Source organism: Affinirhizobium straminoryzae (assembly GCF_007004135.1).
GTDB classification, from domain to species: Bacteria; Pseudomonadota; Alphaproteobacteria; order Rhizobiales; family Rhizobiaceae; genus Neorhizobium; species Neorhizobium straminoryzae.
The window spans coordinates 17,394-41,893 of record NZ_VJMG01000024.1 but is presented as its reverse complement, the minus strand read 5'-3'; the positions used below and the strand labels follow the sequence as shown (position 1 = coordinate 41,893).

Below are 24,500 nucleotides of genomic sequence, written 5' to 3'. Positions count from 1 at the left end.
ATTCCAGGGGAGAAGGTCAAAGGGATAGACAGCGCAGCACGGTGCATAGAGGTATTCGTGAGTGGCTTCTGGTCTGACCTCGGCGCTCCTGACGGTGTCTGGCGAACGGATTGCGCCCTATCGACATCTGTTCCCTAAAACCACTTCAGCGTGGAAATCCCCGCAAATCTGTCCTAGATCCGGAAAGCCGCGCCGTGGAGGGTGTGGTCTGACATCAAGGGAGGTCGTGTTGAACATGGACATGCGCGTGCGGGCGGCGGATATTCTGCCGGAGGATGAGGAGGCCCTTCTGATTGGCCGGGTCTGGTCGAAGCAGAAAGATGGGCCTTGTGTCGTTCTCCTGCGCCAGGAGCGCTTGCTGGACCTCACCACGCTTGCTCCGACCGTGTCCATGCTGCTCGAACTGCCTGATCTCCCCAAGCATCTGCACGGTAAGGCTTATGAGGATCTTGGACCGCTCGAGGCCTATCTTGACGGTTCGGCGGGCGATCTTCTGGCTCCTTGCGATCTCCAGGCCGTGAAGGCTGCGGGCGTGACCTTCGCCGACAGCATGTTGGAGCGCGTCATCGAGGAGCAGGCCCGTGGCGATGCCTCGCGCGCCGACGCAGTGCGCGCCAAGCTTGCTCCTGTGATCGGCGACAGCCTGCGCGGCGTCGTTGCCGGGTCCGAGCAGGCTGCCAAGGTGAAGGCACTGCTGCAGGACATGGGCCTATGGTCGCAATATCTTGAGGTCGGAATCGGTCCGGATGCGGAAATCTTTACCAAGGCGCAGCCGATGTCTTCAGTCGGCTGCGGTCAGCGCGTGGGCATTCACCCGATGTCCGAATGGAACAATCCGGAGCCGGAAGTGGTGCTTGCCATCCGCTCCGACGGTGTGATCGTCGGCGCCACACTTGGCAATGACGTCAACCTGCGCGATGTCGAGGGGCGCTCGGCCCTGCTGCTCGGCAAGGCCAAGGACAACAATGCCTCCTCGGCGATCGGTCCCTTTATCCGCCTGTTCGACGATGCGTTTACGCTGTCGGATCTCGAGGTCGCAAGGGTGTCCCTGCTGGTCGAGGGGCGCGATGGTTTCGTGATGACCGGCGAAAGCGCGATGTCGGCGATCAGCCGTGCCCCGTCCAATCTTGCCCGCCAGCTTCTCAACAGGAACCACCAGTATCCGGATGGTGCCATGCTGTTCCTTGGCACCATGTTCGCGCCCGTCAAGGATCGCCGCGGCCAAGGCCAGGGGTTCACCCATGAGGTGGGCGATCGTGTGGAGATCGCCACGCCGAAGCTTGGGCGTCTTGTCAACTGGGTCGATCGCAGCGATGCCTGCCCGGAATGGCAGTTCGGCACCGGTGCCTTGATGCAGAACCTGGCGCGGCGCGGTCTCCTGCAGGGCTGAAGACTATTCGGGAACTGCGGGCAGCACCCTGTCGCGCCGCTTCAACTGCTGCTCGCGGAAGAAGATGAAGAGACCGGAACCGACAATCAGCGTCGCGCCGATCACCATGGTCAGGCGCGGCACTTCCCCGAACAGGACGAAGCCGAAGACAACGGCCCAGATCAGCAGCGTATACTGCAGCGGCGCAACGCTCGCGGCATCCGAGGTTTTCAGCGCACGGTTGACCAGTATATGCGCGCCCATGGCGATGATGCCGAGCAGGCAGAGCATGATCAGCGCCGCCGGACTGCCGAGCGGTGCCCAGTCGAACGGTGCCATCACCAGCCCGACCAGCCCCGCGCCGGAAATCTGGAAGAAGACCAGTACCTTGTCCGGCGTGTTGCGCAGGCTGCGGCCGGAGAGCAGCATGAAGGCGAAGGCGCCAGTGCCCAGGATGGAAATCAGGGCAGGCGTAGTGAACATCGCGCTCGAGGGTTCGAGTGTGATGACCACCCCGACAAAGCCGACGGCGATGGCGCTCCAGCGCCGCCAGCCGACCTTCTCTCCGAGCAGGAGCGGGGAAAGTGCTGCGACATAGATCGGCGCTGCCAGCCAGTAGGTCATCACGTCTGCGAGCGGCATGGACATGACGGCATAGTAGAAGCAGAAGATTTCAAGCGTCGAGAAGAAGACACGGGCAGCCTGCAGGCGTGGCCGCTCGACCGCGCGGAGCGTCGTCCAGCCATCCTTCCAGAGAAACGGGACGAGAATCACCAGCGCTGCCACGCTGCGCAGCAGGATCACCTGGCCAAGGCCATAGCTCGCCACCAGCCATTTCCCCATGGCATCGTTCAAGGCAAACATCAGCATGCCGAACAGCATGAGGCCAGGTCCGCTGAAGAGCAGGCCACGGGTGCCTGCAGGCGCGCCGGTATGTAAGGTCATGGGCAAGTCTCCGGATTCTGGCGACATACTCTGCCCGGCGAGGAAGGCCGGGCAGCGGCGGGACGGGATGTCATGCAGCAATCAACCGTCCCGAGGTCAGATTGCATCCATCGGTCGTGCCTAGCATGGAAAAACCGTGCTTCGCTAGATATCCTGCGGGTACCACAAAACGGGCTGTTCCATCGCCTCGATCCCGCAGCCGACGAGATGGCCCGCCTTCCTTCCCCATGATTTCAGAGAGGGACCCTGTGGAACCCGGGCGCGGTCGCTGACGTTGAGCCATATATTCACCGAACGATCAGGATCATACCATGCTGAAATGGGCACTCATCTTCTTCGTCATCTCGCTGATCTCCGGCTTTCTCGGCTTTTCCGGGATTTCAGCCGCGACAGCCACCGTGGCGCGGATTCTGTTCTTTATCGCCATCGTTGTCTTCCTCATTTTCCTGGTGCTTGCCTTCATGGCCGGCAGTGCCGTGCTCTGACGAGACCATTCGAAAAGGACCGCGACCTGCATGGTCGGTCGCGGTTCCAAGGAGCAGCGCCGACAGCAGCCCGCCGTACACGGCGGGCGCTGAAAACAAAAAAGCCCCGCCAAAGGCAGGGCAATCTGGGGGAAAACTCGACTCCTCCAGGAGCGAGCCGTCGTATTCAGCCAGACTTGCGCGGAAACGGCGAGGGCAATTTACCCTAAAATGGTACGATCTGTCGGAAAAAGGACAATAATCTTGTCCAAAACGACGTCATTCCGATCCTGACTCGTAAAGATCAATTTCCGCTCCCTACCGCTCCTTCACGGATTGCATCGCGACAGAGGTCGAGGTGCTGGCGACATGCGGCAGGCTGGAGATCTTTTCACCCAACACCTCCCGGTAACGACGGATATTCTGGGTGCGCACCTTCAGGAGGTAATCGAAGCGGCCAGCGATCATGTGGCATTCCTCCACCTCCTTGATCTTGTGGACTGCAGCGTTGAATTCACTCAGCGCCTGTTCCCGGGTGTCCGACAGCTTCACCTCGGCAAAGGCGACGTGATCGAGCCCCAGCTTGCGGGGATTGATGACGGCCCGGAAGCCCAGGATGTAGCCATCCTCGATCAACCTCCGCAGGCGGGCATTGCAGGGGGTTTTCGACAGGCCGATCCGGCTGGCCAGATCGGTCACCGAGATGCGGCCATTATCGGCCACGGCATCGAGAATCTTCAGGTCGAAGGCGTCGAGATCTTCGATTTTCTCTGCATCCATGGTCAATTTCTCCGGCTTTATCGGCAAAGAATAATGAATTCGTCTAGCTTTGACCATGAATTCAGAACAGCTGAAATCAGACTTTTGTCGTATGATCTCCTCATTCCCCCTTGTCGTGAACGAGATCCCGGCGATGACCCTGCAAAGCGCTCCGTCCTCCGTTGCTTCCTCTGCTCCCTTTGCCCGATTTGCCCCACCGGTGGGTCAGGCCTCGACCCTGCGTGCGGCGATCACAGCCGCCTGCCGCCGACCGGAGGCGGAATGCCTGCAGCCGTTGCTATCGGCGGCGCGACTGGCGGAGAACGACAAGGCGGCGGTCCGGGAGACGGCGCGCCGGCTGGTAACGGCGCTGCGTCAGAAGCCGCGTGGCGGCGGAGTGGAAGGTCTGGTGCACGAATATGCGCTCTCCAGTCAGGAAGGCGTCGCCCTGATGTGTCTGGCGGAGGCACTGCTGCGCATTCCCGATACCGCAACCCGGGATGCGCTGATCCGCGACAAGATTGCTGCCGGTGACTGGAAGTCGCATCTGGGCGGCGGTCGTTCGCTGTTCGTCAATGCGGCCACCTGGGGGCTGGTCGTGACCGGGCATCTGACGGCCACCGTCAACGATCGCAGCCTTGCGACGGCGCTCACGCGGCTGATTGCCCGCTGCGGCGAACCGGTGATCCGCCGCGGCGTCGATATGGCGATGCGGATGATGGGGGAGCAGTTTGTGACCGGCGAAACCATCGAGGAGGCGCTTGGCCGCGCCAAGGCGATGGAAGACAAGGGCTTCGGCTACTCCTATGACATGCTGGGGGAGGCAGCCACCACCAGGGCGGATGCGGAACGCTACTACCGCGATTATGAGACGGCGATCCATGCCATCGGCCGCGCCGCCGGCGGACGGGGCGTCCATGCCGGGCCGGGCATTTCCATCAAGCTTTCGGCGCTGCATCCGCGCTACAGCCGGGCGCAGGCCGAACGGGTGATGGCAGAGCTTCTGCCGCGCGTCACGGCGCTGGCGCTGCTTGCCAAAACCTATGACATCGGGCTCAACATCGATGCGGAGGAGGCGGACCGGCTGGAACTGTCGCTCGACCTGCTCGAGCATCTGGCGTTCGATCCACAGCTGGCGGGCTGGAACGGCATCGGCTTCGTGGTGCAGGCCTATGGCAAGCGCTGCCCCTTCGTCCTCGATTTCGTGATCGATCTCGCTCGCCGCTCCGGCCATCGGCTGATGGTGCGCCTTGTCAAGGGCGCCTATTGGGATGCGGAAATCAAGCGGGCGCAGATCGATGGGCTTGAGGATTTTCCCGTCTTCACCCGCAAGGTCCACACGGATGTGTCCTATATTGCCTGTGCCCGCAAGCTGCTGGCTGCCCGCGATGTGATCTTCCCGCAATTCGCCACTCACAATGCGCAGACGCTTGCCACCATCTACCATCTGGCCGGGCCGGATTTCACGCCGGGTTCCTACGAGTTCCAGTGCCTGCATGGCATGGGCGAGCCGCTTTATGAAGAGGTTGTCGGCAAGGCCAACCTGAACCGTCCGTGCCGTATCTATGCGCCGGTCGGCACGCATGAAACATTGCTCGCCTATCTGGTGCGTCGTCTGCTGGAAAACGGGGCCAACTCCTCCTTCGTCAACCGCATCGGCGATGCCAGCGTGCCGGTGGAGGATCTGGTGGCCGATCCGGTCGATGTCGTGCAGGCCATGGCATCCCCCGGCGCGCCGCATGACCGGATCGACCGTCCGAAAAACCTTTTCGGCGCGGGACGCCGCAATTCTGCCGGGCTCGATCTCGCCAGCGAGGCCGTGCTTGCCGATCTATCGGTGGCGCTGCGGGAAAGTGTCGCGATTGACTGGCAGGCCGCGCCGCTGGTTGCCGTTGGCGGTATATCGGGCGACAGTGCGCCGGTGCTCAATCCTGCCGATCATGGCGATCGCGTCGGCACCGTCACGGCGGCCAGCGAAGACATGGCGCGGCAGGCCGTGGCCGTGGCTGCCGCAGACGGCATGACCTGGGGGGGCGTCTCACCGGTCGAGCGGGCCGCCTGCCTGGACCAGGCGGCGGATCTTCTGGAAGGCCGGATGCCGCATCTGCTCGGGCTCATCATCCGCGAGGCCGGAAAATCGGCCGCCAATGCGGTGGCCGAAGTGCGCGAGGCTGTCGATTTCCTGCGCTATTATGCCGAACAGGCGCGCCGCACGCTGGGGCCGGTGCACCGGCCGCTCGGCCCCGTCACCTGCATCAGTCCCTGGAATTTTCCGCTGGCGATCTTCACCGGCCAGGTGGCGGCGGCGCTGGTTGCCGGCAATCCGGTGCTGGCCAAGCCCGCCGAGGAAACGCCCCTGATTGCTGCCGAGGCCGTGCGCATCCTGCATGAGGCCGGTGTGCCGCGTGCCGCCCTGCAGCTTTTGCCGGGCGACGGGCGGATCGGCGCGGCGCTGGTCTCGGCGCCGCAGACCTCGGCCGTGATGTTCACCGGCTCGACGGAGGTTGCCCGCCTGATCCAGGCCTCTCTCGCAGAGCGACTGCTGCCATCCGGCAAGCCCGTGCCGCTGATTGCCGAAACCGGCGGCCAGAACGCCATGATCGTCGATTCCTCGGCGCTCGCCGAACAGGTGGTCGCCGATGTGATCGCCTCGGCCTTCGACAGTGCCGGTCAGCGCTGCTCGGCGCTGCGCATCCTCTGCCTGCAGGAGGAGGTGGCGGATCGGGTGCTGACCATGCTGAAGGGCGCGCTTCTGGAACTGTCGATTGGCCGCACCGACCGGCTGAGCACCGATATCGGCCCGGTCATTACCGCCGAGGCCCGAGACATCATCGAGGCGCATGTCGAGCGCATGGCGGCCCTCGGCTACCCGGTGCATCGCACGGCGCTGCCGGAGGAGACGCGCGCCGGCACCTTCGTTGCCCCGGCCATTATCGAGGTCGATTCGCTGCAGGCGCTGACCCGCGAGGTGTTCGGCCCGGTGCTGCATGTGCTGCGCTATCGCCGCACCGGCCTCGATCGTCTGATCGAGGAGATCAACGCCTCCGGCTATGGCCTGACCTTTGGCCTGCACACGCGACTCGATGAAACCATCGCGCATGTGCTGAGCCGGATAAAGGTCGGCAATCGCTATGTGAACCGCAATGTCATTGGTGCGGTGGTCGGCGTGCAGCCCTTTGGCGGGCGCGGGCTTTCGGGCACCGGGCCGAAGGCGGGCGGGCCGTTCTATCTCGGCCGCCTGGTCGCGGTGGCGCCGGAGCCGCCGCAGACGAGTTCCGTGCATGTCGATCCGGCCCTCTCGTCACTGGCGCGCTGGCTGGAGGATCGCCAGCAGGGCGCCCTGGCCGAGCTTGCCCGCACCATCGGCGGCCAGTCGGCGCTCGGTCTCGAACGAACTTTGCCGGGGCCGGTTGGAGAGCGGAACCTCTATGCGCTGCATCCGCGCGGCCGCATCCTGCTCGTGCCACAGACAGAGGCCGGGCTGATGACACAACTCGCCGCCGTGCTCGCCACGGGAAACATGGCGGTCGTGGATGACCAGGCGTCCGGGATGATCGATTTCACCGCCTTGCCAGCTTCCGTTGCGGCGAGGATTGATTTCACCCGCGACTGGGCGGCAGATGCCCCCTTTGCCGGCGCATTGATCGAGGGAGAGGCAGACACCGTGCGGCAGGCGATGGTGCGCATCGCCGCTCTGCCCGGCCCGCTGGTGCTGGCGCAGGCGGCCGCCTCCGACGCCATGGGCCGACCGGATGCCTATTGCCTGCACTGGCTGCTGGAGGAAGTGTCCACATCGATCAATACGGCAGCTGCCGGCGGCAATGCCAGCCTGATGGCGATCGGCTGAGCCTCCCGGATACCGTGGTGATGCGCCTGGATGCCCTTGCCACCCGGCTCCGCTTTCCTATGATGCGCGCCGCCGACCAGTTGAGAAGGTCCAGCGGGGTCGGTTGCTTCAGGAGGCTTCGGTTTGATCGTCTGGATACGTCGTCGCGGGCTGGACCTTCTGGCACCGCTCCTCCTGGCCTTTCCGTCAGCGGCGCTGCCGGCGGACTGGCAGGCGGTGGAGCAGGTGAAGACCTATGCCATCAGCGGCCAGACCGGCGCTGAACTTTACGAATCGATCGGCGCCCGGGCGCCGAAGGCGGGCGGCGGCCTTGCCATTGCCCATACCGGCTTCAAGCTGACCTGGACGCGCACCTATGCTGTTGAGGGCAATGCCTGCGTGATCACCGTGGCAAAGCCGAAGGTCGTCATCACCTATACGCTGCCGCGGCCGGAGAGCCGGCTTCCGCCTGCGGTTGCCGCCAGCTGGTCGCGCTTCATTGCCGGCGTCGAGGCACATGAGCGGGTGCATGGCGGCTTCATCAAGACGCTGGTGCAGCAGATCCAGGATGTGAGCCTTGGCCTCAGGGTCGAAAACGACCCGAACTGCCAGAAGATCCGTCAGCAATTGACGGCAAAGCTCGGCGTCCTGTCGAAGGCGGAACGCGCCAAAAATGTCGAATTCGATCGGGTGGAGCTTAGCCCAGGCGGCAATGTGCACCAGCTGATCCTGGCGCTGGTCAACGGTCCCTGACGATTCGCAGCGTTGCCGGCACGCAAGCGAAAGGCCCGCCATCGGCTGATGACGGGCCTTTCGAATGAGACCTCGCGGCCTCTTTCCCTGGGAGGAAACTCACTCCGCCGGCTGCAGCGCACCGGTTGCGGCGTCGGCCGGCAGGCGGCCGGTTAGAGCCTCGGCAAGCTTTGCCTGATCCAGTTCGTTTTCCCAGCGGGCGACGACGATGGTGGCAACCGCATTGCCGACGAAATTGGTCAGCGCGCGGCATTCCGACATGAAGCGGTCGATGCCGAGGATCAGCGCCATGCCGGCGACCGGAACCGAGGGAACGACCGACAGCGTCGCTGCCAGCGTGATGAAGCCGGCGCCGGTGATGCCGGCGGCACCCTTGGAGCTCAGCATCGCCACCAGCAGCAGCAGGATCTGGTCACCGAGCGACAGATGGATATCCGTGGCCTGGGCGATGAACAGGGCGGCCAGCGTCATGTAGATGTTGGTGCCGTCCAGGTTGAACGAATAGCCGGTCGGAATGACGAGGCCGACGACCGAGCGCTTGCAGCCGGCCCGTTCCATCTTCTGCATCAGGCCGGGCAGGGCCGCTTCCGAGGAGGAGGTGCCGAGAACCAGCAGCAGTTCCTCCTTGATGTAGCGGATCAGCGCCAGGATGGAGAAGCCGTTGTAGCGGGCGACCGCACCCAGCACCACGAAGACGAACAGCAGCGATGTGATGTAGAAGGTACCGATCAGCATCGCGAGATTGGCGATCGAGCCGATGCCGTATTTGCCGATGGTAAAGGCCATGGCGCCGAAGGCGCCGATAGGCGCCGCCTTCATCAGGATCGCGACCAGCTTGAAGATCGGGGCGGTGACGGCATTCAGGAAATCGGTGACCGGCTTGCCGCGATCGCCGACCATGGCGAGCGAGATACCGAACAGCACCGAGAAGAACAGCACCTGCAGGATATCGCCCTGCGCGAAGGCACCGACGATGGTGTCCGGGATGATGTTCATCAGGAAGCCGACGACGGAGGTTTCATGCGCCTTGGTGGCATAGGTCGAAACGGCCTTGGCATCGAGCGATGCCGGATCGATATGCATGCCGGAACCCGGCTGCACCACATTGGCAACCAGCATGCCGACGGCAAGCGCCAGCGTCGAGAAGGTCAGGAAGTAGATCATCGCCTTTCCGGCGACGCGGCCGACCTTCTTCAGGTCGGACATGCCGGCAATGCCGGTGGCGACCGTCAGGAAGATCACTGGTGCGATGATCATCTTGACGAGACGGATGAAGGCGTCGCCGAGCGGTTTCAGTGCCGCGCCGATATCCGGATAGAAGTGACCGAGCAGGATGCCGGCAGCGATCGCCACCAGAACCTGCACGTAAAGCTGCCGATAAAGCGGAATCCTGCCGCGCGGTGTTGCGGCATCCATATGAATGTCCATGCTACGGGTCCTCCATCGCGCCCCAACCAACATGGCTCTCCCGGGGCGGTATTTGACGATGGACACCTTTCAGCAATCGGCGTGCCAAGTTTCCGGTTTCCAGTATGGTCTTGAATTAAAAGGAAAAATTATAGCGTTTGAGGCGTTGAGGGCGAGAATGTGCGGTTTTTCGCACATTCTCGCCTTGCCTTCATGGCGGAATTCCGCACATGGTGGGGTATGACAATCGGGTTGGAGAGCGCAGGAGAGCGGCGGGGGATGGCGCAAGGGTTGCGCAGTCCCTGGTTCCTCTTTGCGCTCTGCGCCTGCCTTCTCCTGGGGCTCACGCTTTTTCTGTCGCGCCACTACGCCACCCGCAGTGTGCTGGCGGACCTCACGCAGCAGGGGCGGGTGGACGCCGGTCTGAAGGTGGCATTGCTGAGAGCCGTGATGGAGCGGCCGCGCTCGCTGCCTCTGATTCTCGCCCGCGACCGTGATGTGACCGAGGCCTTGCGCGACCCCGAAGCCGGCCGCCTCGATGCGCTCAACCGGAAGCTCGAGGATCTCGTCGTCGGAACCAACGCCTCCGTTCTCTATGTCCTGGATCGCCATGGGGTGGCGGTTGCCTCCAGCAACTGGCGCGACCCCACCAGCTTTGTCGGTAGCGATTACGGCTTTCGCGCCTATTTCTCCCGCGCCATCGCGGAAGGCAGGGCAGAGCATTTCGCCATGGGCAGCGTCAGCCGGCGACCCGGCCTCTATATCTCCAACCGTGTTGGGCCTGCCGGCAATCCGCTCGGTGTCGTGGTGGTGAAAGCCGAGTTCGATCAGCTGGAGAACGACTGGATCAGCGCCGCGCGGCCCTCCTTCGTTACCGACCGCCAGCAGGTGGTGCTGATCACCAGCATTCCGTCCTGGCGCTTCATGACGCTCGGTCCGCTGGCGCCGGCGGTGCGCGATGGCATTCGCGCCAGCCTGCAGTTCGGCGAGGCGCCGCTGGTGCCGCTCCCGACGATCCCGATGGAGCAGCTGAGCCCTGACGCCCGGCTGATGGATGTGCTGCTGCCCGGCCGGGGGCTGGAGCGCTATATCGAACTCGTGTTGCCGGTGCCGTCTACCGAATGGCAGCTGCATTACCTTGTGCCGGTGGAGCAGGCGCTCGCGTCCGGCCTGCGGCAGGCCGAATTTGCCGCCCTGCTCGGCTTCATTCCGCTTCTGGCGCTTGTCGCCTTCTGGATCTGGCGGCGGCAGACGACGCTGGCGCGCATCGCGGCCGGCCAGGCTGCACGACTGGAGCTGGAGCGACGCGTTGCCGAACGCACGCTGGACCTCACGCGTGCCCGTGACCGGCTGGAAGCCGAGATTGCCGATCACAAGACCACCGAAGCGCGCCTGCAGGGGGTGCAGCAGCAACTGGTGCAGGCCAACCGGTTGGCGATCCTTGGCCAGGTCGCCGCCGGCGTCGCGCATGAAATCAACCAGCCGGTGGCCACGATCCGCGCCTATGCCGACAATGCGCGGACCTTTCTGGAGCGCCGTCAGACCGCGCCGGCCGACGACAATCTGCGCGAGATCGCCGGCCTGACCGAGCGGATCGGCGCGATCACCGACAATCTGAAGGCGCTGGCACGGCGTGGGCGTGCGGCAGCAGGACCGGTGGCCCTGCAGGATGTCATCAGCGGTGCGGTGATGCTGCTGAAAAGCCGGTTTGCCGGCCGGATGGAGGCACTGGCGATTACCCTTCCATCGCCCGATATTGCCGTGGTGGGCAGCCGGCTCAGGCTGGAGCAGGTGATGATCAATCTCCTCCAGAACGCGCTGGAAGCGATCGGCACGCAACCGGACGGGCAGGTACGGGTCAGCGCCGTCGCGGATGACGAGACCGTGCGGCTTTTGGTGGAAGACAATGGTCCGGGCATTCCGCCTGACATTCTTGAGCAGCTGTTTACGCCCTTCAACAGCTCCAAGGAGGCTGGCCTCGGCCTTGGTCTCGTCATCGCCAAGGACATCGTCAGCGATTATGCCGGCCAGATCACTGTGGAAAGCACGGCTGGTGCCACCCGATTTACCGTGGAACTGAAGAGGGCCCGGCCATGACCTCACACATACCTGTCATCCTGATCGACGATGACCGGGATCTTCTCAAGGCAACCGCACAGACGCTGCAGCTTGCCGGCTTTGCCGTCCGGCCTTTCGCCTCGCCGCTGGACGCCCTGCAGACCATCGACAGGGATTTTTCCGGCGTTGTCGTCTCCGACATTCGTATGCCGCGGCTGGACGGTCTGCAGCTTCTGGCACGCATTCGCGCCATTGACGCGGATCTGCCCGTCATTCTCGTGACCGGTCATGGCGATATTCCGATGGCGGTCGGTGCGATCAGGGACGGCGCTTACGATTTCCTTGCCAAACCCTTTGCTGCCGACCGGCTGGTGCAATGCGTGGGGCGGGCGGGCGAAAAACGCAGTCTCGTGCTCGACAACCGCCGGCTGCGCGAGGCGCAGTTGACGGAGGAGGAGGGACTGCCTCTCATCGGCCAGACCCCGGTGATGCAGCGGCTGCGGCACACCTTGCGCCAGATCGCCGATACCGATGTCGATGTGCTGCTGACGGGCGAGACGGGCACCGGCAAGGAGGTGGTGGCAAGCCTTCTGCACCGCTGGAGCCGCCGCGCCAAGGGCCATTTCGTGGCGCTGAACTGTGGCGCGCTGCCAGAACAGATCATGGAAAGCGAGCTGTTCGGCCACGAACAGGGGGCCTTTACCGGTGCGCAGAAGCGGCGCGTGGGTCGCATCGAGCATTCGAGCGGCGGCACGCTGTTTCTGGATGAGATTGAAAGCATGCCACCGGGGACGCAGGTGCAGATGCTGCGCGTCCTGGAAATGCGCGAGGTGACGCCGCTCGGCACCAATGAGGTGCGCCCGGTGGATATCCGCGTCGTCGCCGCCGCCAAGGTCGATCTTGGCGATCCGGCCGAACGGCGGGATTTTCGCGAGGATCTCTATTATCGGCTGAACGTGGTTTCTCTCTTCATTCCGCCGTTGCGCGAGCGGCGCGAGGATGTGCCGCTTCTCTTCCGTTATTTCACGCAGCGCGCCGCGACCCGCTTCCGTCGTACCGTGCCGGATCTCACGTCAGCCGTCACCCGCCATCTGTCCATGCATGACTGGCCGGGCAATGTCCGCGAACTCAGCCATTTCGCGGAACGCTTCGTGCTTGGTCTTGAGCCGGCTCAGGAAGAGGATCCGCCTGCGCTGCCGGTGTCTGTTGCGGCAGAGGGCGGAACGCTGCCCGATCGTCTTGCAAGGCTGGAGGCAGACATCATCCGCCAGACGTTGAAGGATCACGGCGGCGACGTCCGCCGCAGCATCGAGGCGCTCGGCATTCCGCGCAAGACTTTCTACGACAAACTCCAGCGCCACGGCATCGTGCGCGGTACCTTTGCCGATCGAGATGAGGGATAACTTCCTCAGAAGGACGAATGCCGTACCAGATCCGAAGCGATCACTCCCGGATCAGCTGGCGGATCCGGTTTGCCAGCGCGTCCATGGCAAAGGGCTTGGTCATCACATACATGCCGGGTTCCAGATTGTTCTGGTTCAGCACGGCGTTTTCCGCATAGCCGGTGATGAACAGGATCTTCAGGCCTGGGCGCAGCGTTCGGGCCGCGTCGGCCAGCTGCCGGCCGTTGATGCCGTTCGGCAGTCCGACATCGGTGACCATCAGATCGATGCGTTCGCCGGATTCCAGATGTGGCAGCGCTTCTGAGGCTTCGCCCGCCTCCAGCGCCTTATAGCCAAGTTCCTCCAGCACCTCGGTAATCAGGATGCGCACCAGCGGTTCGTCATCCACCACCAGCACGGTTTCGCCGGCTCCCTGCGCGAGCGGCACCTTTTCCATCGTGGTCTGCGGTGCATCCGCGGCAACCGCATCGATACCGTGACGCGGCAGGTAGATGAACACCTCCGTTCCGCGCCCGGGTTCGGTGACGATCAGTGCATGACCGCCCGACTGTCGGGCAAAGCCATAGATCATCGACAGACCAAGCCCGGTTCCCTGACCGATGGGCTTGGTGGTGAAGAAGGGATCGAAGGCGCGGCTTGCCACATCCGGCGTCATTCCGGTTCCATTGTCACTGACCGACAGGACCACGTAGTCGCCGGGTTTCAGGTTCCGCTCGGCCGCTGCCTGCGCGGAGAGCTGCTGGTTACGGGTGCGGATGATCAGCCTTCCACTGCCGACGATGGCGTCGCGCGCATTGATGCTGAGGTTGAGCAGCGCGTTCTCGAGCTGACCCGGATCGACCAGCGTGTGCCACAGATCCGGCTGCAACTCCGTCTCCACTGAAATTTCCGGGCCGACGGAGCGGCGGATCAATTCCTCCATTCCCGCAACCAGCGCATTCGGATCGGTGGGGCGCGGGTCGAGCGTTTGCCGGCGGGAGAAGGCAAGGAGACGATGTGTCAGTGCTGCCGCGCGTTTCGTGGCCCCCTGTGCAGCGCCCACATAGCGCTCGGCGTCCGAAATGCGGCCCTGCGTCAGGCGCAGCAGGATCAGTTCGAGGCTGCCGCTGATGCCAGCGAGAATGTTGTTGAAGTCATGGGCAAGACCGCCCGTCAGCTGGCCGACCGCCTCCATCTTCTGCGCCTGACGCAACGCCTCTTCCGAGGCGGCCAGTGCGGCGGCGGCCTCCTTTTCCCGCGTCACGTCGCGGCCGCTGCCATAAATGAGATCCCCATCGGCACCCGCCACCCAGGAAATCCAGCGATGACCGCCCTCCTTGTGCCGGTAGCGGTTTTCGAAGGGGGGGAATTCGCCCGTGAGATTGATGGCAAAGGTGGATAGAGTGGCCTCGTGATCCTCCGGAATGATGAAGTCGAACAGATGCCGTCCGAGCACCTCCGCCTCCGTCCAGCCCAGCAGCTTGGTCACGGCCGGATTGACGGCGTGGAAGATACCGTTCTTGTCCACGACGACGTTGAGATCCTGCGTGTTATGCCAGATCCGGTCGCGCTCGCGGGTGCGCTGCTCGACATCGGCTTCCAATGAGCTGGCGAGTTTCTGCAGCGCATGCTCGGCGCGCACGCGCTCGATGGCGGTATGGGCGCGCGAGGCAACCTCGCGGATGAACTCGGTATCCTCGCCGGACCATTGGCGCACGCTGTTGGAATTGACGAAGAAGACGGCCACGATCCGTCCCTTCTCCACGATGCCGACATTGACCAGCGCCCGGGCGCTGCGGCTCAGCAGATGCTCGACCGCCGGCTGCACGCGCGGATCCTCCAGCACGTCGTTGACGACAGCGATGCGATCGTTGAGCACGTCCTGGACGATGCCCGGCAGCAGCTTCAGGTTCAGGTTTTCCCGCACATCGGTGATGCCTTCCGCATTCCAGGCCTTCACGATGGTAAAGGATTCGAGTGCCTCGTCGACCGTTCCATAGCCGGCGCGGCTTGCCTCCAGAGTCTCGCCGATGATGCGGGCGGCCGAAAGCGCGATCTCTTCGGCATCCCAGAGCGACTGGATCTCGCGTGTCAGACGGATGAGTGCCTCGCGGCGCGCCTCGGCGCGGTGGCGTTCGGTGACATCGGTGGCGGCGCCAAACCATTCGACAATTTCGCCGCTGCCATCGGCCACCGGCACGGCGCGAGACAGAACCCAGCCGATCGAGCCATCGGCCTTGCGGATGCGATGCTCCATCTGGAAGGGGCGCCGCGTGCGGATCGAGCGGGCAATCGCCGCGCCGATGGCCGGCCGGTCCTCCACCGGCAGGTATTCCTCGATCCAGCGGGAGCTCGGCCGGTAGAGATTGGCAAGAAAGCCGCGTCCGTCCAGCTGGCGCATCTCGACCCAGTCGGCGCTCAGCCGATAGACCGCATCGGAAGTGGCGAGCGTCAGCGCCCGGAAACGGTTCTCGCTTTCGCGCAGGCGCCGCTCGGCGATCACGTTCTGTGTGGTTTCCACCACGATGGCGATGACGCCGGCCGGCTTTCCGCTCTCGTCGACAACCGGCGAGTAGTCCAGATTCATCCAGACCGGTTCCGGCCGACCATTGCGGATAAGTGTCAGTTCCTGGTTGCGATAGGCAAGCGTGCCACCGGAAAGACCGACGCGCATCACGTTGTCGTTGAATTCCGCGACCTCCGCCCAGCCTTCACGGACCTTCGAACCGAGCAGTTGCGGATGGCGGTCTCCTGCAAACACCGAATAGGCGTCATTGTAGATCATCACGCCGTCCTCACCCCACAGGAGGACGATCGGTACGGGAGAGAGCAGCAGCATGCTGGTGACGGATTTCAGGCTTTGCGGCCATTGCTCGATGGGGCCGAGACTGGTCGCCACCCAATCGAAGCCGCGGATCAGCGCGCCCATCTGGCCGCCGCCCGCCGGAAAGGAAAATCCGCTGCCCGTCATGCCATCAGCCGCCATGGGTCACCTGGTTCCTTGTTCGGCACTGTGGTCCCATGTCGCCTTCCGTCCGTCAACCATTCTCAGTTGCAAGCGCTCGACACGGCGAGCCTTCGCTCGAAACGCATGCTTTCGCATGATATTTCGCGCAGACCGCGCAAGGTCAATGGTGTGCACGCCACCTTCGCGTCGGGCACGGGCACTGCGGCCCGTCAGGGCGCTGGAGGCTGGCGTTGTTCCACTTTTGCGAGCGGTCTGCTCAGCTTCGGGCAGCCCAGGCGCGGATCAGGTCAAGACCCTGCCGCAGAAGGGAAGCTGCGTCCTCTTCCGTAGCGGCCTCCACATAGCAGCGCATTTCCGGCGCATTGCCGGAAGGGCGCAGATGAATGATGCGGCCATCCTCCAGCGTCGTGCGCAGGCCATCCACGTCGGTCGATGATCTGACACGGCCAAGCGGCGCGAGGAACCCCGCCAGATTGTCCGGCGTGGCGCGCAGATGCGCCATCAGGGCGGAACTGGTCGCAACCGGAAAATTCTCCAGCCGGTCGGCGGCAGCGATTGGCAGGCGGAAGTCTGCCGCCGTCGCGGACAGGGTCTTGCCCTGCTGTCTTGCCAGATAAAGGGTGGCCAGCACGGGCAGGAAGCTGTCACGCGTCGGCAGGGCCGACAGTGTCGTGCCGTTCAGCGTGAAATCGGAGGCGGTCAGCAGGCCGCCATTCGCTTCGAAGCCCATCACGGCCCCATCGCCCGCGGCAAGGGCTGAAAGCATGCCCTCGATGACGAAGGGCGAGCCGACCCTGGTGCGCACGACGCGGAAATCTCCCGAGGCTTCGATGCCGGAATTGGAGGTGACGGGTGTGACGGCCACGCGGGCGCCGAGAAAGTTGGCGACGATCAGGCCGAGCAGGTCGCCGCGCAACGGCGTGCCGGTCTCGTCTGTCACCAGCGGGCGGTCGCCGTCACCATCCGCGGAGACCACGGCATCGAGGCGGTGCTCGGCAGTCCAGGCCCGGAACAGCGCGATCGACTGCTCGGAGACGGCTTCGGTATCAACGGGAATGAAGGTTTCGGAGCGGCCGAGCGGCAAAACGTCTGCGCCATAGCCGGCAAGCACGTCGACCAGCTGGTCACGTGCGACGGTGCTGTGCTGGTAGACGCCGATCTTCAGGCCTGCAAGACCGTTCTCCGGCAGGATGGCTGCATTGCGCGCGGCAAACAGGGCCGCGGCTGCCGCTTCCTCCTTTGGCGCAGAACCAGGTGCAAGGTCGAGAAGGTCACTGGCCATGGAGTCTGCCAGCGTGGTGATCGCCAGTTCGTCCTGCTTGTCGATTTCACCATCGGGGCGGTAGAACTTGATGCCGTTGCGGTCGGCCGGAATATGCGAGCCGGTGATCATCAGGGAGGCGGCGCCCTTCGACATGGCATAGAGGGCGAGCGCCGGTGTCGGGATCGCGCCGCAGTCGACCGGGCTGAGGCCGGCACGCGACAGCGCGCCAATGCAGGTCGCCGCAATCTCCGGGCTTGAGGGGCGGAAATCGCCGGCGACATAGATCGGGTCACCGGGCTTTGCCTTGCCGCTCTCCAGCAGGTAACGGGCGAAGGCGGTTGCATAGAGCGCCGAGGCATGCCCTTCCAGTTCCGTGACGAGGCCGCGCAGGCCGCTGGTGCCGAATTTCATGGATGCTTCCTTGGGTCTTGGGACGGGTTGAGATCGGACAGCGGCTGCGATCAGACAGCCACACCGGAGGCACTGTCGAGTGCGGCGAGGCAGTCCTCGAGTTCGTAGATCGCGCAAAGGATGTGATAGAAGGAACTGGCCGGTGCCGCCTCCTCGATGAAGCTGCCGTCACCCTTCATCTTGTCGCGCCAGAGGCCCGGCAGTGGCGTGTCGAGGAACAGTGACAGCGCCGCGCAGGCGGCAAGCGCCGATTGAACATAGCGTTCCCGCTCGAGGCCCTGCGACAAGACGGCGAGGCGTGCCGCGCTCTTGATCCATTCCGTCTGGGGCCAGAGCCGGGCCAGCGGGTCTGCAACCGAAAAGTCGTCGAGCAGCGTCATGACGGCGACCTTGCGTGTCGCGCAGATGCCGTGCGTCTCGCCGATTTCGAACAGTCGACGGGCCTTTGCCAGTGCCTCCGCATTCCCGCGACGTTCTCCCCAGCGCGCCAGCAGCCAGGCCCATTCGAACTGATGGCCGGGCTCCATGATGCGGCCCTTCTCGCCGTCGAAGGGGCTCCAGTCGTGATTGAAAAATTCGCGCAGGCCACCATTTTCGCCATCGATGAAGCGGCGCATGCACAGTGCAGCGATCTCGTCGGAAAAGGCGGTCCAGGCGGTCGCATCGAATCCTTCTGCCGCCTCGCAGGCAAGGCTCGCCTCGAAGAGATGCATGTGCGGATTGGAACAGAGCGGAAGGCGGGCGGGATTGTCCTCCTCGAAACCCGCTTCCGGATGCGCGTAGCCAGCCTTCAGCGACGCCAGCATGGCCGAGGTACGCGCCGCCATTTCCGCCTGTCTCCCCGGAGAAACCCTGGCCGTGTAGACGAAGGAGAGGATGGCGAAGGCCTGGTTGTAGAGGTCGAAGCTGGTATCCAGCAATTGACCGTCCTTATTGGCCAGCGCGCCATAGAAACCGCTGTCCAGACGGTAGACCCGGTCGAAGAAGGCAAGTCCTGCCTGAACGGGTGTTTGCCAGTCTCCCGTCCAGCCGCGCACGCCGGCCTCTGCGAAACAGTAGACCTGCCGCGGGTGCACGCGCGCACGCCGGTGCGCATCCGTCGGCTGTCCCCCAAGCGTCACGGTTTCCGAAAAGCCGCCCGCCTCACCCTGGAAGCCCCTCTCGCGCCATAGCGGCAGCGCGTCCTCATCAAGCCATCGTGAGAGTTCTTTCGAGGCCGCGGAAAGCTTTTCGTATGTCATCTGTCTCGTCATTCAAAATGTTCTGTCCGGTACCTCGGGCGACAAGGCACCTTTGCTCCGGCTTGCGCGCAACGCCCCAGGTTTCCGCAAGGGCTTCACTCTCAAGGAAAGCTTATTTCCTTATCATGCAGATGAAAAGTATTGAGTTTTTGCAATGCGGCGAAATCACGATGTCCGTTGCTGCTTTGCCCGGCCGCGGTGGCGTGCGAGGTCCGAAATTTCTGCGACAAAAAAATGAAAAGGGTGCTTGTGCATTAAAATCTCCTCGTCTATAGAGGCGCCACTGGTCACGGAGTGTAGCGCAGTCTGGTAGCGCACCACGTTCGGGACGTGGGGGTCGAGTGTTCGAATCACTCCACTCCGACCAGTTCAGCTTCTCCCGAAAGCCCTGATTTCAAAGCCACTTGAAAGAACCTTACTGCTTTTGCGCGCGCCTCGTCGTTGCTGTCGTGTCCTGCCCTGAGGCAAGATCCTGCCAGTGCGGTGAAGAGAGCATGATGGCAGCCTCCGCAGCCGGGACGGCACGGCCGAACAGATAGCCCTGTCCATAGGTACAGCCCATGCCGGTCAGCGAGGCCAACTGGTTCGCTGTCTCGATCCCTTCCGCCGTCGTCGGCACGTCGAGGCCGATGCCGAGGCCGACAATGGCCTTGACGATCTTTTCCTGCCGTTCCTGGTCCTGGAAGGACGATACGAAGCTGCGATCGATCTTGATCTTGTCGAAACTCAGGTTCGACAGATGTGCAAGGCTGGAATAGCCGGTGCCGAAATCATCGAGCGCGATGGTGATGCCGGCGGTGCGCAGATCGCCGAGGATCGTTGCGGCCGTGCGCACGTCCTGGATAAGCGCCGTCTCGGTGATCTCGATTTCCAGCCGGCTCGGCGGCAGCCCGGCGGCGGACAGGATCCTGAGAATGCGCACGCCGAGAAGCGGATCCTGCAGCTGGATCGGCGATATGTTGAAGGAGAGAAGAATGTCACCCGGCCATGTCATGGCATCTTGGCAGGCGGTGGTCAGCAGGCTCTCCGTCAATTCCAGGATCAGCCCGGTTTCCTCCGCAAGAGGAATGAAATCGCCGGGAGATACCACAATCCCGTCCTCCCGCTCCCAGCGGGCCAGGGCCTCGAAGCCGCAAATTCTGTTGTCCGAGAGGTCGATGATCGGCTGGTAGAAGGGCTTGATGCGGCCGGCAGTGATGGCGTCACGCAAGGCGCGTTCGTCACGGTCGCGCAGCAGCATCTGCTCGCGCATGCTGTTGTCGAAGGCGCGCAGCGCGCCGCGGCCGGCGGCCTTGGCCGCATACATCGCGGCATCGGCGCATCGGAGGCATTCGCGCGCATCGGACGCATTGTCCGGGCAGCTCGCCATGCCGATGCTGGCGCCGACATCCAGCGAGGTGTCCCGGAAAACGACCGGCCGGTTCAGCGCCTGCAGCAGCGTGCGCGCCAGCTGTGGTGCTGCAGCGGCCTTGTCCACGAAGACGACGAACTCGTCGCCGCCGAGCCGAAAGACCGAGTCGCTTGCCACATGCTCGCGCAGACTGTCCGCGACGGCCTGCAGCACGGCGTCACCGGCCTGATGCCCCACCAGATCGTTGATCCGCTTGAAACCGTCCAGATCGATGATCAGCATGGCGAAGCGGCCGCCGTTGCGCCGGCCCATCTGGTTCAGCTTGTCCTCAAGGCTGTGACGGTTGTGCAGGCCGGTCAGGCTGTCATGGACGGCCATCCAGTCGGCGCGCCGTTCCGCCTGTTCGCGCCGCTTGCGCTCCTGCTTCAGGTCAACGATCCGCAGCGCGCCGTAGAGGATGCCGAGAACGCCGACAACATAGAGCGAGAGCATCACCTCATCGGCCTGGTAATCCTCGTGCTGGCTGATCCAGACGGCGATCGCCTCTGCGACATCGAATGCGACGCACATGGCGATGACGATACCGCCGATCACTGCCAGTGCGCAGGCCTGCCAGATCGCCCTCTGCTTCAACATTTCCATCGAACGACCGTGCCACCTCGTGCCAAGCGCATCTGACCCTGAAGCCATCGAAAGAGCATCATCTGATCAATTGCTTAAATACGTCCTAATCCAATCCCGGCGGGCTGTCCATTCGCGCCTTTCCCGCAGCGCAACGGGCTGTTGATTCAGATCAAGGCCTCGTCTTCACGAAAATGAGAGTTGTGCCCATCAGGCGGGGTGTCTGATCGGTCGCAGCGATCGCCCCCCTTTCATTGTTCGCCTTTGGGGGATGTTCAAGATGAACAATACCGTACCAATCGTGGCGCTGACCGCGGGGGCGTTCCTGGCGCTTCTCGGTGCCGGCTTTGCCCACGATGATCTGTTTGCCGCCCATATGTGGGTGCTCTTCTTCACGCTTGCCGCCAGCATGATCGTCCTGCTGCGTCGTGTCAGGTTCGCGCCTGCGGGTGAGGCCGCCGTGCGAGTGGATCGCTCCGGCTATTTCGACGAGGTCATCAAATATGGAACCATCGCGACCACGTTCTGGGGCGTGGTGGGTTTTCTCGTCGGCGTTGTGATTGCCCTTCAGCTGGCCTTTCCGGACCTGAACTTCGGGCCGTGGTTCAATTTCGGCCGCGTGCGTCCCCTTCATACCTCCGCCGTTATCTTCGCCTTTGGCGGCAATGCGCTGATCTGCACCTCGTTCTACGTGGTGCAGCGGACCTGTCGCGTGCGCCTGTTCGGCGGTGACGGCCTTGGCTGGTTTGTGTTCTGGGGCTATCAGCTGTTCATTGTCATGGCCGCCACCGGCTATCTGCTCGGCATCACCCAGGGGCGCGAATACGCAGAGCCCGAATGGTATGTCGACCTCTGGCTGACCGTCGTCTGGGTTGCCTACCTGGTTGCCTTCCTCGGCACGATCCTGATGCGCAAGGAGCCGCATATCTATGTGGCCAACTGGTTCTACCTGGCCTTCATCGTCACGATCGCCATGCTGCATGTGGTCAACAACCTTGCGATCCCTGTCTCCTTCCTCGGCGTGAAGAGCTATTCGGCCTTCTCCGGCGTGCAGGATGCGCTGACGCAGTGGTGGTACGGCCATAACGCTGTCGGCTTCTTCCTGACGGCCGGCTTCCTCGGCATGATGTATTATTTCGTGCCCAAGCAGGCCGGGCGCCCGGTCTATTCCTACCGCCTGTCGATCATCCACTTCTGGGCCCTGATCTTCATGTATATCTGGGCCGGCCCGCACCACCTGCACTACACGGCGCTGCCGGACTGGGCGCAGACGCTCGGCATGGTCTTCTCGATCATGCTATGGATGCCTTCCTGGGGCGGCATGATCAACGGCCTGATGACGCTTTCGGGCGCCTGGGACAAGATCCGCACCGACCCGATCATCCGCATGATGGTGATTGCCATTGCCTTCTACGGCATGTCGACCTTCGAAGGTCCGATGATGTCCGTCAAGGCGGTCAACTCGCTCAGCCATTACACCGAATGGACCATCGGTCACGTGCATTCCGGCGCGCTCGGCTGGGTCGGCATGATCTCCTTCGGCGCTGTCTACTTCCTCGTTCCGAAGCTGTGGCACCGCAACCGCCTCTACAGCCTTGCCATGGTCAACTGGCACTTCTGGCTCGCAACGCTCGGCATCGTCGTCTACGCCGCCGTCATGTGGGTGGCCGGCGTCCAGCAGGGCCTGATGTGGCGCGAATACGACAGCCAGGGCTTCCTGGTTTATTCCTTCGCCGAAGCCGTTGCCGCGATGTTCCCCTACTACGTCCTGCGCGCCGTCGGCGGCCTGATGTATCTGGCGGGCTCGCTCATCATGGCCTTCAACATCACCATGACCATCCTCGGCTACGAGAGACAGGAAACGCTTCCGGGCGCCGTTCCTGCCGGTCTCCAGCCTGCCGAATAAGGAGCGGATCCCATGTCTCTTATGGACAAACACCAGTTCATCGAGCGCAATGCGACGCTGCTTCTGGTCGGCTCGCTGCTCGTGGTTTCGATCGGCGGCATCGTCGAGATCGCCCCGCTCTTCTATCTCGAGAACACCATCGAGAAGGTGGAAGGCATGCGGCCCTATTCGCCGCTGGAGCTGGCCGGGCGCAACATCTACATCCGCGAAGGCTGCTATGTCTGCCACAGCCAGATGATCCGCCCGTTCCGTGACGAGGTGGAACGCTACGGTCATTACAGCCTGGCTGCCGAAAGCATGTACGACCACCCCTTCCAGTGGGGCTCCAAGCGCACCGGGCCGGATCTGGCCCGCGTCGGCGACCGCTATTCGAACGAATGGCACGTCCAGCACCTGATCCGCCCGCGCGACGTGGTGCCGGAATCGATCATGCCGAGCTACGCCTTCCTCAAGGAAACGCCTCTGAAGGTGACCGATGTCGGCATGGAACTGAAGGCCAACGCGCTGGTCGGCGTGCCCTACACGCAGGAGATGATCGACAGCGCCCGCGCCGATCTCGTCGCACAGGCCGATCCGAACGCCGACACCTCCGCGCTTCTCGCCCGCTATCCGAAGGCCAAGGTCGGCGATTTCGACGGCGATCCGACCAAGCTCACCGAAATGGATGCGCTGGTCGCTTATCTGCAGATGCTTGGCACGCTGGTCGATTTCTCGACCTATGACGATGCCACCGGCTATCGCTGAGGAGGACAGGCCATGGAAGTCTATACTGCAATGCGCCACTTCGCCGACAGCTGGGGTCTTCTGGTGATGGCTCTCTTCTTCGTCGGCGTGGTGGTCTCCACCCTGCGCCCCGGCGCGAAGTCCTCGGCGAATGACGCCGCACAAATCCCTCTGAAGGAGGATTGATCATGGCGGACAGACATATTGATGACATCAGCGGCGTCGAAACCACCGGCCATGAGTGGGACGGCATCCGCGAGCTGAACAATCCGCTGCCACGCTGGTGGCTGTGGACCTTCTACGCGACCATCCTCTGGGCCATCGCCTATACCGTCGTGTACCCGGCATGGCCGATGCTGACGGATGCGACGCGCGGCATGTTCGGCTATTCGAGCCGCAATGAACTCGCCAGGGAGGTCGCGACCGCCAAGGCGGCACAGAGCGCCATTACCGACAAGATCGCGGCCTCGTCGCTCGGCGAGATCCTGGCTGACCCGCAGATGACCCAGTTCGCCACGGCGGCCGGTGCCGCAGCCTTCAAGGTCAACTGCGTCCAGTGCCATGGTTCGGGTGCCGCCGGCGGTGCCGGCTATCCGAACCTCAATGACGACGACTGGCTGTGGGGCGGTAGCGCCGAGGCCATTCACCAGACGATTGCCCACGGTATCCGCTATGCAGATGACCCGGAGACGCGCGTTTCGGAAATGCCGGCCTTTGGCGAGATCCTGAAGCCCGATGAAATCCGTCAGGTGGCCGCCTATGTGGTCAGCCTCACCGGCAAGCCGCGCGATGCGGCCATGGTCGGCCCCGGCAAGCAGGTGTTCATCGACAACTGTGCCTCCTGCCATGGCGAGGACGCCAAGGGCAACCGCGAGTTCGGCGCGCCGAATCTCTCGGATGCCATCTGGCTGAAGGTGAAGGGTGAGGCGGAGATCGCCCAGCAGGTGCGCCAGCCAAAGCATGGCGTGATGCCGGCCTGGCAGGCCCGCCTCGGCGACAGCACCGTCAAGGAGCTGGCCGTTTACATCCATTCTCTCGGCGGCGGCGAATAA

The 24,500-nt window shown here is 63.5% G+C and carries 17 protein-coding genes and 1 tRNA gene; 11 read left to right on the top strand and 7 right to left on the bottom strand.

Annotated elements, in window-relative coordinates:
- Positions 1 to 235: 235 nt before the first annotated feature.
- Positions 236 to 1,390 carry a fumarylacetoacetate hydrolase family protein gene (locus tag FNA46_RS10660; RefSeq protein ID WP_143125182.1) on the top strand — a complete coding sequence of 385 codons (1,155 nt, stop codon included), beginning with the start codon at positions 236 to 238 and terminating at the stop codon, positions 1,388 to 1,390.
- A gap of 3 nt (positions 1,391 to 1,393) precedes the next feature.
- Here the strand turns inward: FNA46_RS10660 and FNA46_RS10655 are convergent, their stop codons facing one another.
- Positions 1,394 to 2,314, bottom strand: coding sequence for a DMT family transporter (locus FNA46_RS10655; RefSeq protein ID WP_188134490.1), 921 nt, complete (start codon positions 2,312 to 2,314; stop codon positions 1,394 to 1,396).
- Positions 2,315 to 2,625: 311 nt separating this feature from the next.
- On the opposite strand from FNA46_RS10655, the gene FNA46_RS10650 reads away from it, so the two are divergent.
- The gene (locus FNA46_RS10650) at positions 2,626 to 2,799 is read left to right on the top strand and encodes a DUF1328 domain-containing protein (protein WP_143125176.1); all 174 of its coding nucleotides are present in this window, start codon (positions 2,626 to 2,628) and stop codon (positions 2,797 to 2,799) included.
- A 297-nt stretch (positions 2,800 to 3,096) separates the two neighbouring features.
- On the opposite strand, the gene FNA46_RS10645 is transcribed toward FNA46_RS10650, so the two are convergent.
- On the bottom strand, positions 3,097 to 3,558 hold the full coding sequence (locus FNA46_RS10645; protein WP_143125175.1) for an Lrp/AsnC family transcriptional regulator: 462 nt from the start codon (positions 3,556 to 3,558) through the stop codon (positions 3,097 to 3,099).
- A 133-nt stretch (positions 3,559 to 3,691) separates the two neighbouring features.
- On the opposite strand from FNA46_RS10645, the gene putA reads away from it, so the two are divergent.
- Both putA and FNA46_RS10635 read left to right on the top strand, forming a co-directional pair.
- Positions 3,692 to 7,384 carry a trifunctional transcriptional regulator/proline dehydrogenase/L-glutamate gamma-semialdehyde dehydrogenase gene (gene putA, locus FNA46_RS10640; protein WP_143125174.1) on the top strand — a complete coding sequence of 1,231 codons (3,693 nt, stop codon included), beginning with the start codon at positions 3,692 to 3,694 and terminating at the stop codon, positions 7,382 to 7,384.
- 126 nt (positions 7,385 to 7,510) lie between these two features.
- A complete protein-coding gene (locus FNA46_RS10635; protein ID WP_425468710.1) occupies positions 7,511 to 8,116 on the top strand; it encodes a DUF922 domain-containing Zn-dependent protease in 606 nt (201 codons plus the stop codon).
- Between the two features lie 99 nt (positions 8,117 to 8,215).
- Here the strand turns inward: FNA46_RS10635 and FNA46_RS10630 are convergent, their stop codons facing one another.
- Entirely contained in the window at positions 8,216 to 9,544 is a 1,329-nt protein-coding gene (locus tag FNA46_RS10630) for a dicarboxylate/amino acid:cation symporter (RefSeq protein ID WP_185969800.1), read from the bottom strand.
- A gap of 258 nt (positions 9,545 to 9,802) precedes the next feature.
- Here FNA46_RS10630 and FNA46_RS10625 point away from each other — a divergent pair, with 258 nt between their 5' ends.
- Together FNA46_RS10625 and FNA46_RS10620 are read left to right on the top strand one after the other, a co-directional pair.
- Positions 9,803 to 11,620, top strand: a complete 1,818-nt coding sequence (locus tag FNA46_RS10625; protein WP_246103006.1) for a sensor histidine kinase — start codon at positions 9,803 to 9,805, stop codon at positions 11,618 to 11,620.
- Positions 11,617 to 12,984, top strand: a complete 1,368-nt coding sequence (locus FNA46_RS10620) for a sigma-54-dependent transcriptional regulator (RefSeq protein ID WP_143125172.1) — start codon at positions 11,617 to 11,619, stop codon at positions 12,982 to 12,984. The genes FNA46_RS10625 and FNA46_RS10620 overlap by 4 nt, the downstream gene beginning before the upstream one ends.
- Before the next feature lie 40 nt (positions 12,985 to 13,024).
- On the opposite strand, the gene FNA46_RS10615 is transcribed toward FNA46_RS10620, so the two are convergent.
- The 3 genes from FNA46_RS10615 to FNA46_RS10605 all read right to left on the bottom strand — a co-directional run bounded on the left by FNA46_RS10615 (position 13,025) and on the right by FNA46_RS10605 (position 18,847).
- Positions 13,025 to 15,949, bottom strand: a complete 2,925-nt coding sequence (locus FNA46_RS10615) for a PAS domain S-box protein (protein WP_143125171.1) — start codon at positions 15,947 to 15,949, stop codon at positions 13,025 to 13,027.
- Between the two features lie 238 nt (positions 15,950 to 16,187).
- Positions 16,188 to 17,606 (bottom strand): phosphomannomutase, encoded by a 1,419-nt coding sequence (locus FNA46_RS10610; protein ID WP_143125170.1) that lies wholly within the window; start codon positions 17,604 to 17,606, stop codon positions 16,188 to 16,190.
- A gap of 50 nt (positions 17,607 to 17,656) precedes the next feature.
- Positions 17,657 to 18,847: an AGE family epimerase/isomerase gene (locus FNA46_RS10605; protein WP_143125178.1), complete on the bottom strand. Its 1,191-nt coding sequence runs from the start codon at positions 18,845 to 18,847 to the stop codon at positions 17,657 to 17,659.
- Positions 18,848 to 19,137: 290 nt separating this feature from the next.
- Here FNA46_RS10605 and FNA46_RS10600 point away from each other — a divergent pair.
- Positions 19,138 to 19,214, top strand: a tRNA-Pro gene (locus tag FNA46_RS10600).
- Between the two features lie 48 nt (positions 19,215 to 19,262).
- On the opposite strand, the gene FNA46_RS10595 is transcribed toward FNA46_RS10600, so the two are convergent.
- Entirely contained in the window at positions 19,263 to 20,840 is a 1,578-nt protein-coding gene (locus FNA46_RS10595; RefSeq protein ID WP_246103005.1) for a putative bifunctional diguanylate cyclase/phosphodiesterase, read from the bottom strand.
- 259 nt (positions 20,841 to 21,099) lie between these two features.
- Between FNA46_RS10595 and ccoN the strand changes: the two genes are divergently transcribed.
- Genes ccoN through ccoP form a run of 4 tightly spaced genes read left to right on the top strand, consistent with a single transcriptional unit; the run spans position 21,100 to position 24,500 of the window.
- On the top strand, positions 21,100 to 22,725 hold the full coding sequence (ccoN, locus tag FNA46_RS10590) for a cytochrome-c oxidase, cbb3-type subunit I (protein ID WP_143125169.1): 1,626 nt from the start codon (positions 21,100 to 21,102) through the stop codon (positions 22,723 to 22,725).
- Between the two features lie 12 nt (positions 22,726 to 22,737).
- Entirely contained in the window at positions 22,738 to 23,469 is a 732-nt protein-coding gene (ccoO, locus tag FNA46_RS10585) for a cytochrome-c oxidase, cbb3-type subunit II (RefSeq protein WP_143125168.1), read from the top strand.
- A gap of 12 nt (positions 23,470 to 23,481) precedes the next feature.
- Positions 23,482 to 23,634, top strand: a complete 153-nt coding sequence (locus tag FNA46_RS10580) for a cbb3-type cytochrome c oxidase subunit 3 (RefSeq protein ID WP_143125167.1) — start codon at positions 23,482 to 23,484, stop codon at positions 23,632 to 23,634.
- A gap of 2 nt (positions 23,635 to 23,636) precedes the next feature.
- On the top strand, positions 23,637 to 24,500 hold the full coding sequence (ccoP, locus tag FNA46_RS10575; RefSeq protein ID WP_143125166.1) for a cytochrome-c oxidase, cbb3-type subunit III: 864 nt from the start codon (positions 23,637 to 23,639) through the stop codon (positions 24,498 to 24,500).

What these genes read in the sequence shown, in the direction of transcription:
- FNA46_RS10660 (WP_143125182.1), top strand. Translation starts at nt 236, where the DNA reads ATGGACATGCGCGTGCGGGCGGCGGATATTCTGCCGGAGGATGAGGAG.
- FNA46_RS10655 (WP_188134490.1), bottom strand. Translation starts at nt 2,314, where the DNA reads ATGACCTTACATACCGGCGCGCCTGCAGGCACCCGTGGCCTGCTCTTC.
- FNA46_RS10650 (WP_143125176.1), top strand. Translation starts at nt 2,626, where the DNA reads ATGCTGAAATGGGCACTCATCTTCTTCGTCATCTCGCTGATCTCCGGC.
- FNA46_RS10645 (WP_143125175.1), bottom strand. Translation starts at nt 3,558, where the DNA reads ATGGATGCAGAGAAAATCGAAGATCTCGACGCCTTCGACCTGAAGATT.
- putA (WP_143125174.1), top strand. Translation starts at nt 3,692, where the DNA reads ATGACCCTGCAAAGCGCTCCGTCCTCCGTTGCTTCCTCTGCTCCCTTT.
- FNA46_RS10630 (WP_185969800.1), bottom strand. Translation starts at nt 9,544, where the DNA reads ATGGACATTCATATGGATGCCGCAACACCGCGCGGCAGGATTCCGCTT.
- FNA46_RS10625 (WP_246103006.1), top strand. Translation starts at nt 9,803, where the DNA reads ATGGCGCAAGGGTTGCGCAGTCCCTGGTTCCTCTTTGCGCTCTGCGCC.
- FNA46_RS10620 (WP_143125172.1), top strand. Translation starts at nt 11,617, where the DNA reads ATGACCTCACACATACCTGTCATCCTGATCGACGATGACCGGGATCTT.
- FNA46_RS10615 (WP_143125171.1), bottom strand. Translation starts at nt 15,949, where the DNA reads ATGGCGGCTGATGGCATGACGGGCAGCGGATTTTCCTTTCCGGCGGGC.
- FNA46_RS10610 (WP_143125170.1), bottom strand. Translation starts at nt 17,606, where the DNA reads ATGAAATTCGGCACCAGCGGCCTGCGCGGCCTCGTCACGGAACTGGAA.
- FNA46_RS10605 (WP_143125178.1), bottom strand. Translation starts at nt 18,847, where the DNA reads ATGACATACGAAAAGCTTTCCGCGGCCTCGAAAGAACTCTCACGATGG.
- FNA46_RS10595 (WP_246103005.1), bottom strand. Translation starts at nt 20,840, where the DNA reads ATGGAAATGTTGAAGCAGAGGGCGATCTGGCAGGCCTGCGCACTGGCA.
- ccoN (WP_143125169.1), top strand. Translation starts at nt 21,100, where the DNA reads ATGAACAATACCGTACCAATCGTGGCGCTGACCGCGGGGGCGTTCCTG.
- ccoO (WP_143125168.1), top strand. Translation starts at nt 22,738, where the DNA reads ATGTCTCTTATGGACAAACACCAGTTCATCGAGCGCAATGCGACGCTG.
- FNA46_RS10580 (WP_143125167.1), top strand. Translation starts at nt 23,482, where the DNA reads ATGGAAGTCTATACTGCAATGCGCCACTTCGCCGACAGCTGGGGTCTT.
- ccoP (WP_143125166.1), top strand. Translation starts at nt 23,637, where the DNA reads ATGGCGGACAGACATATTGATGACATCAGCGGCGTCGAAACCACCGGC.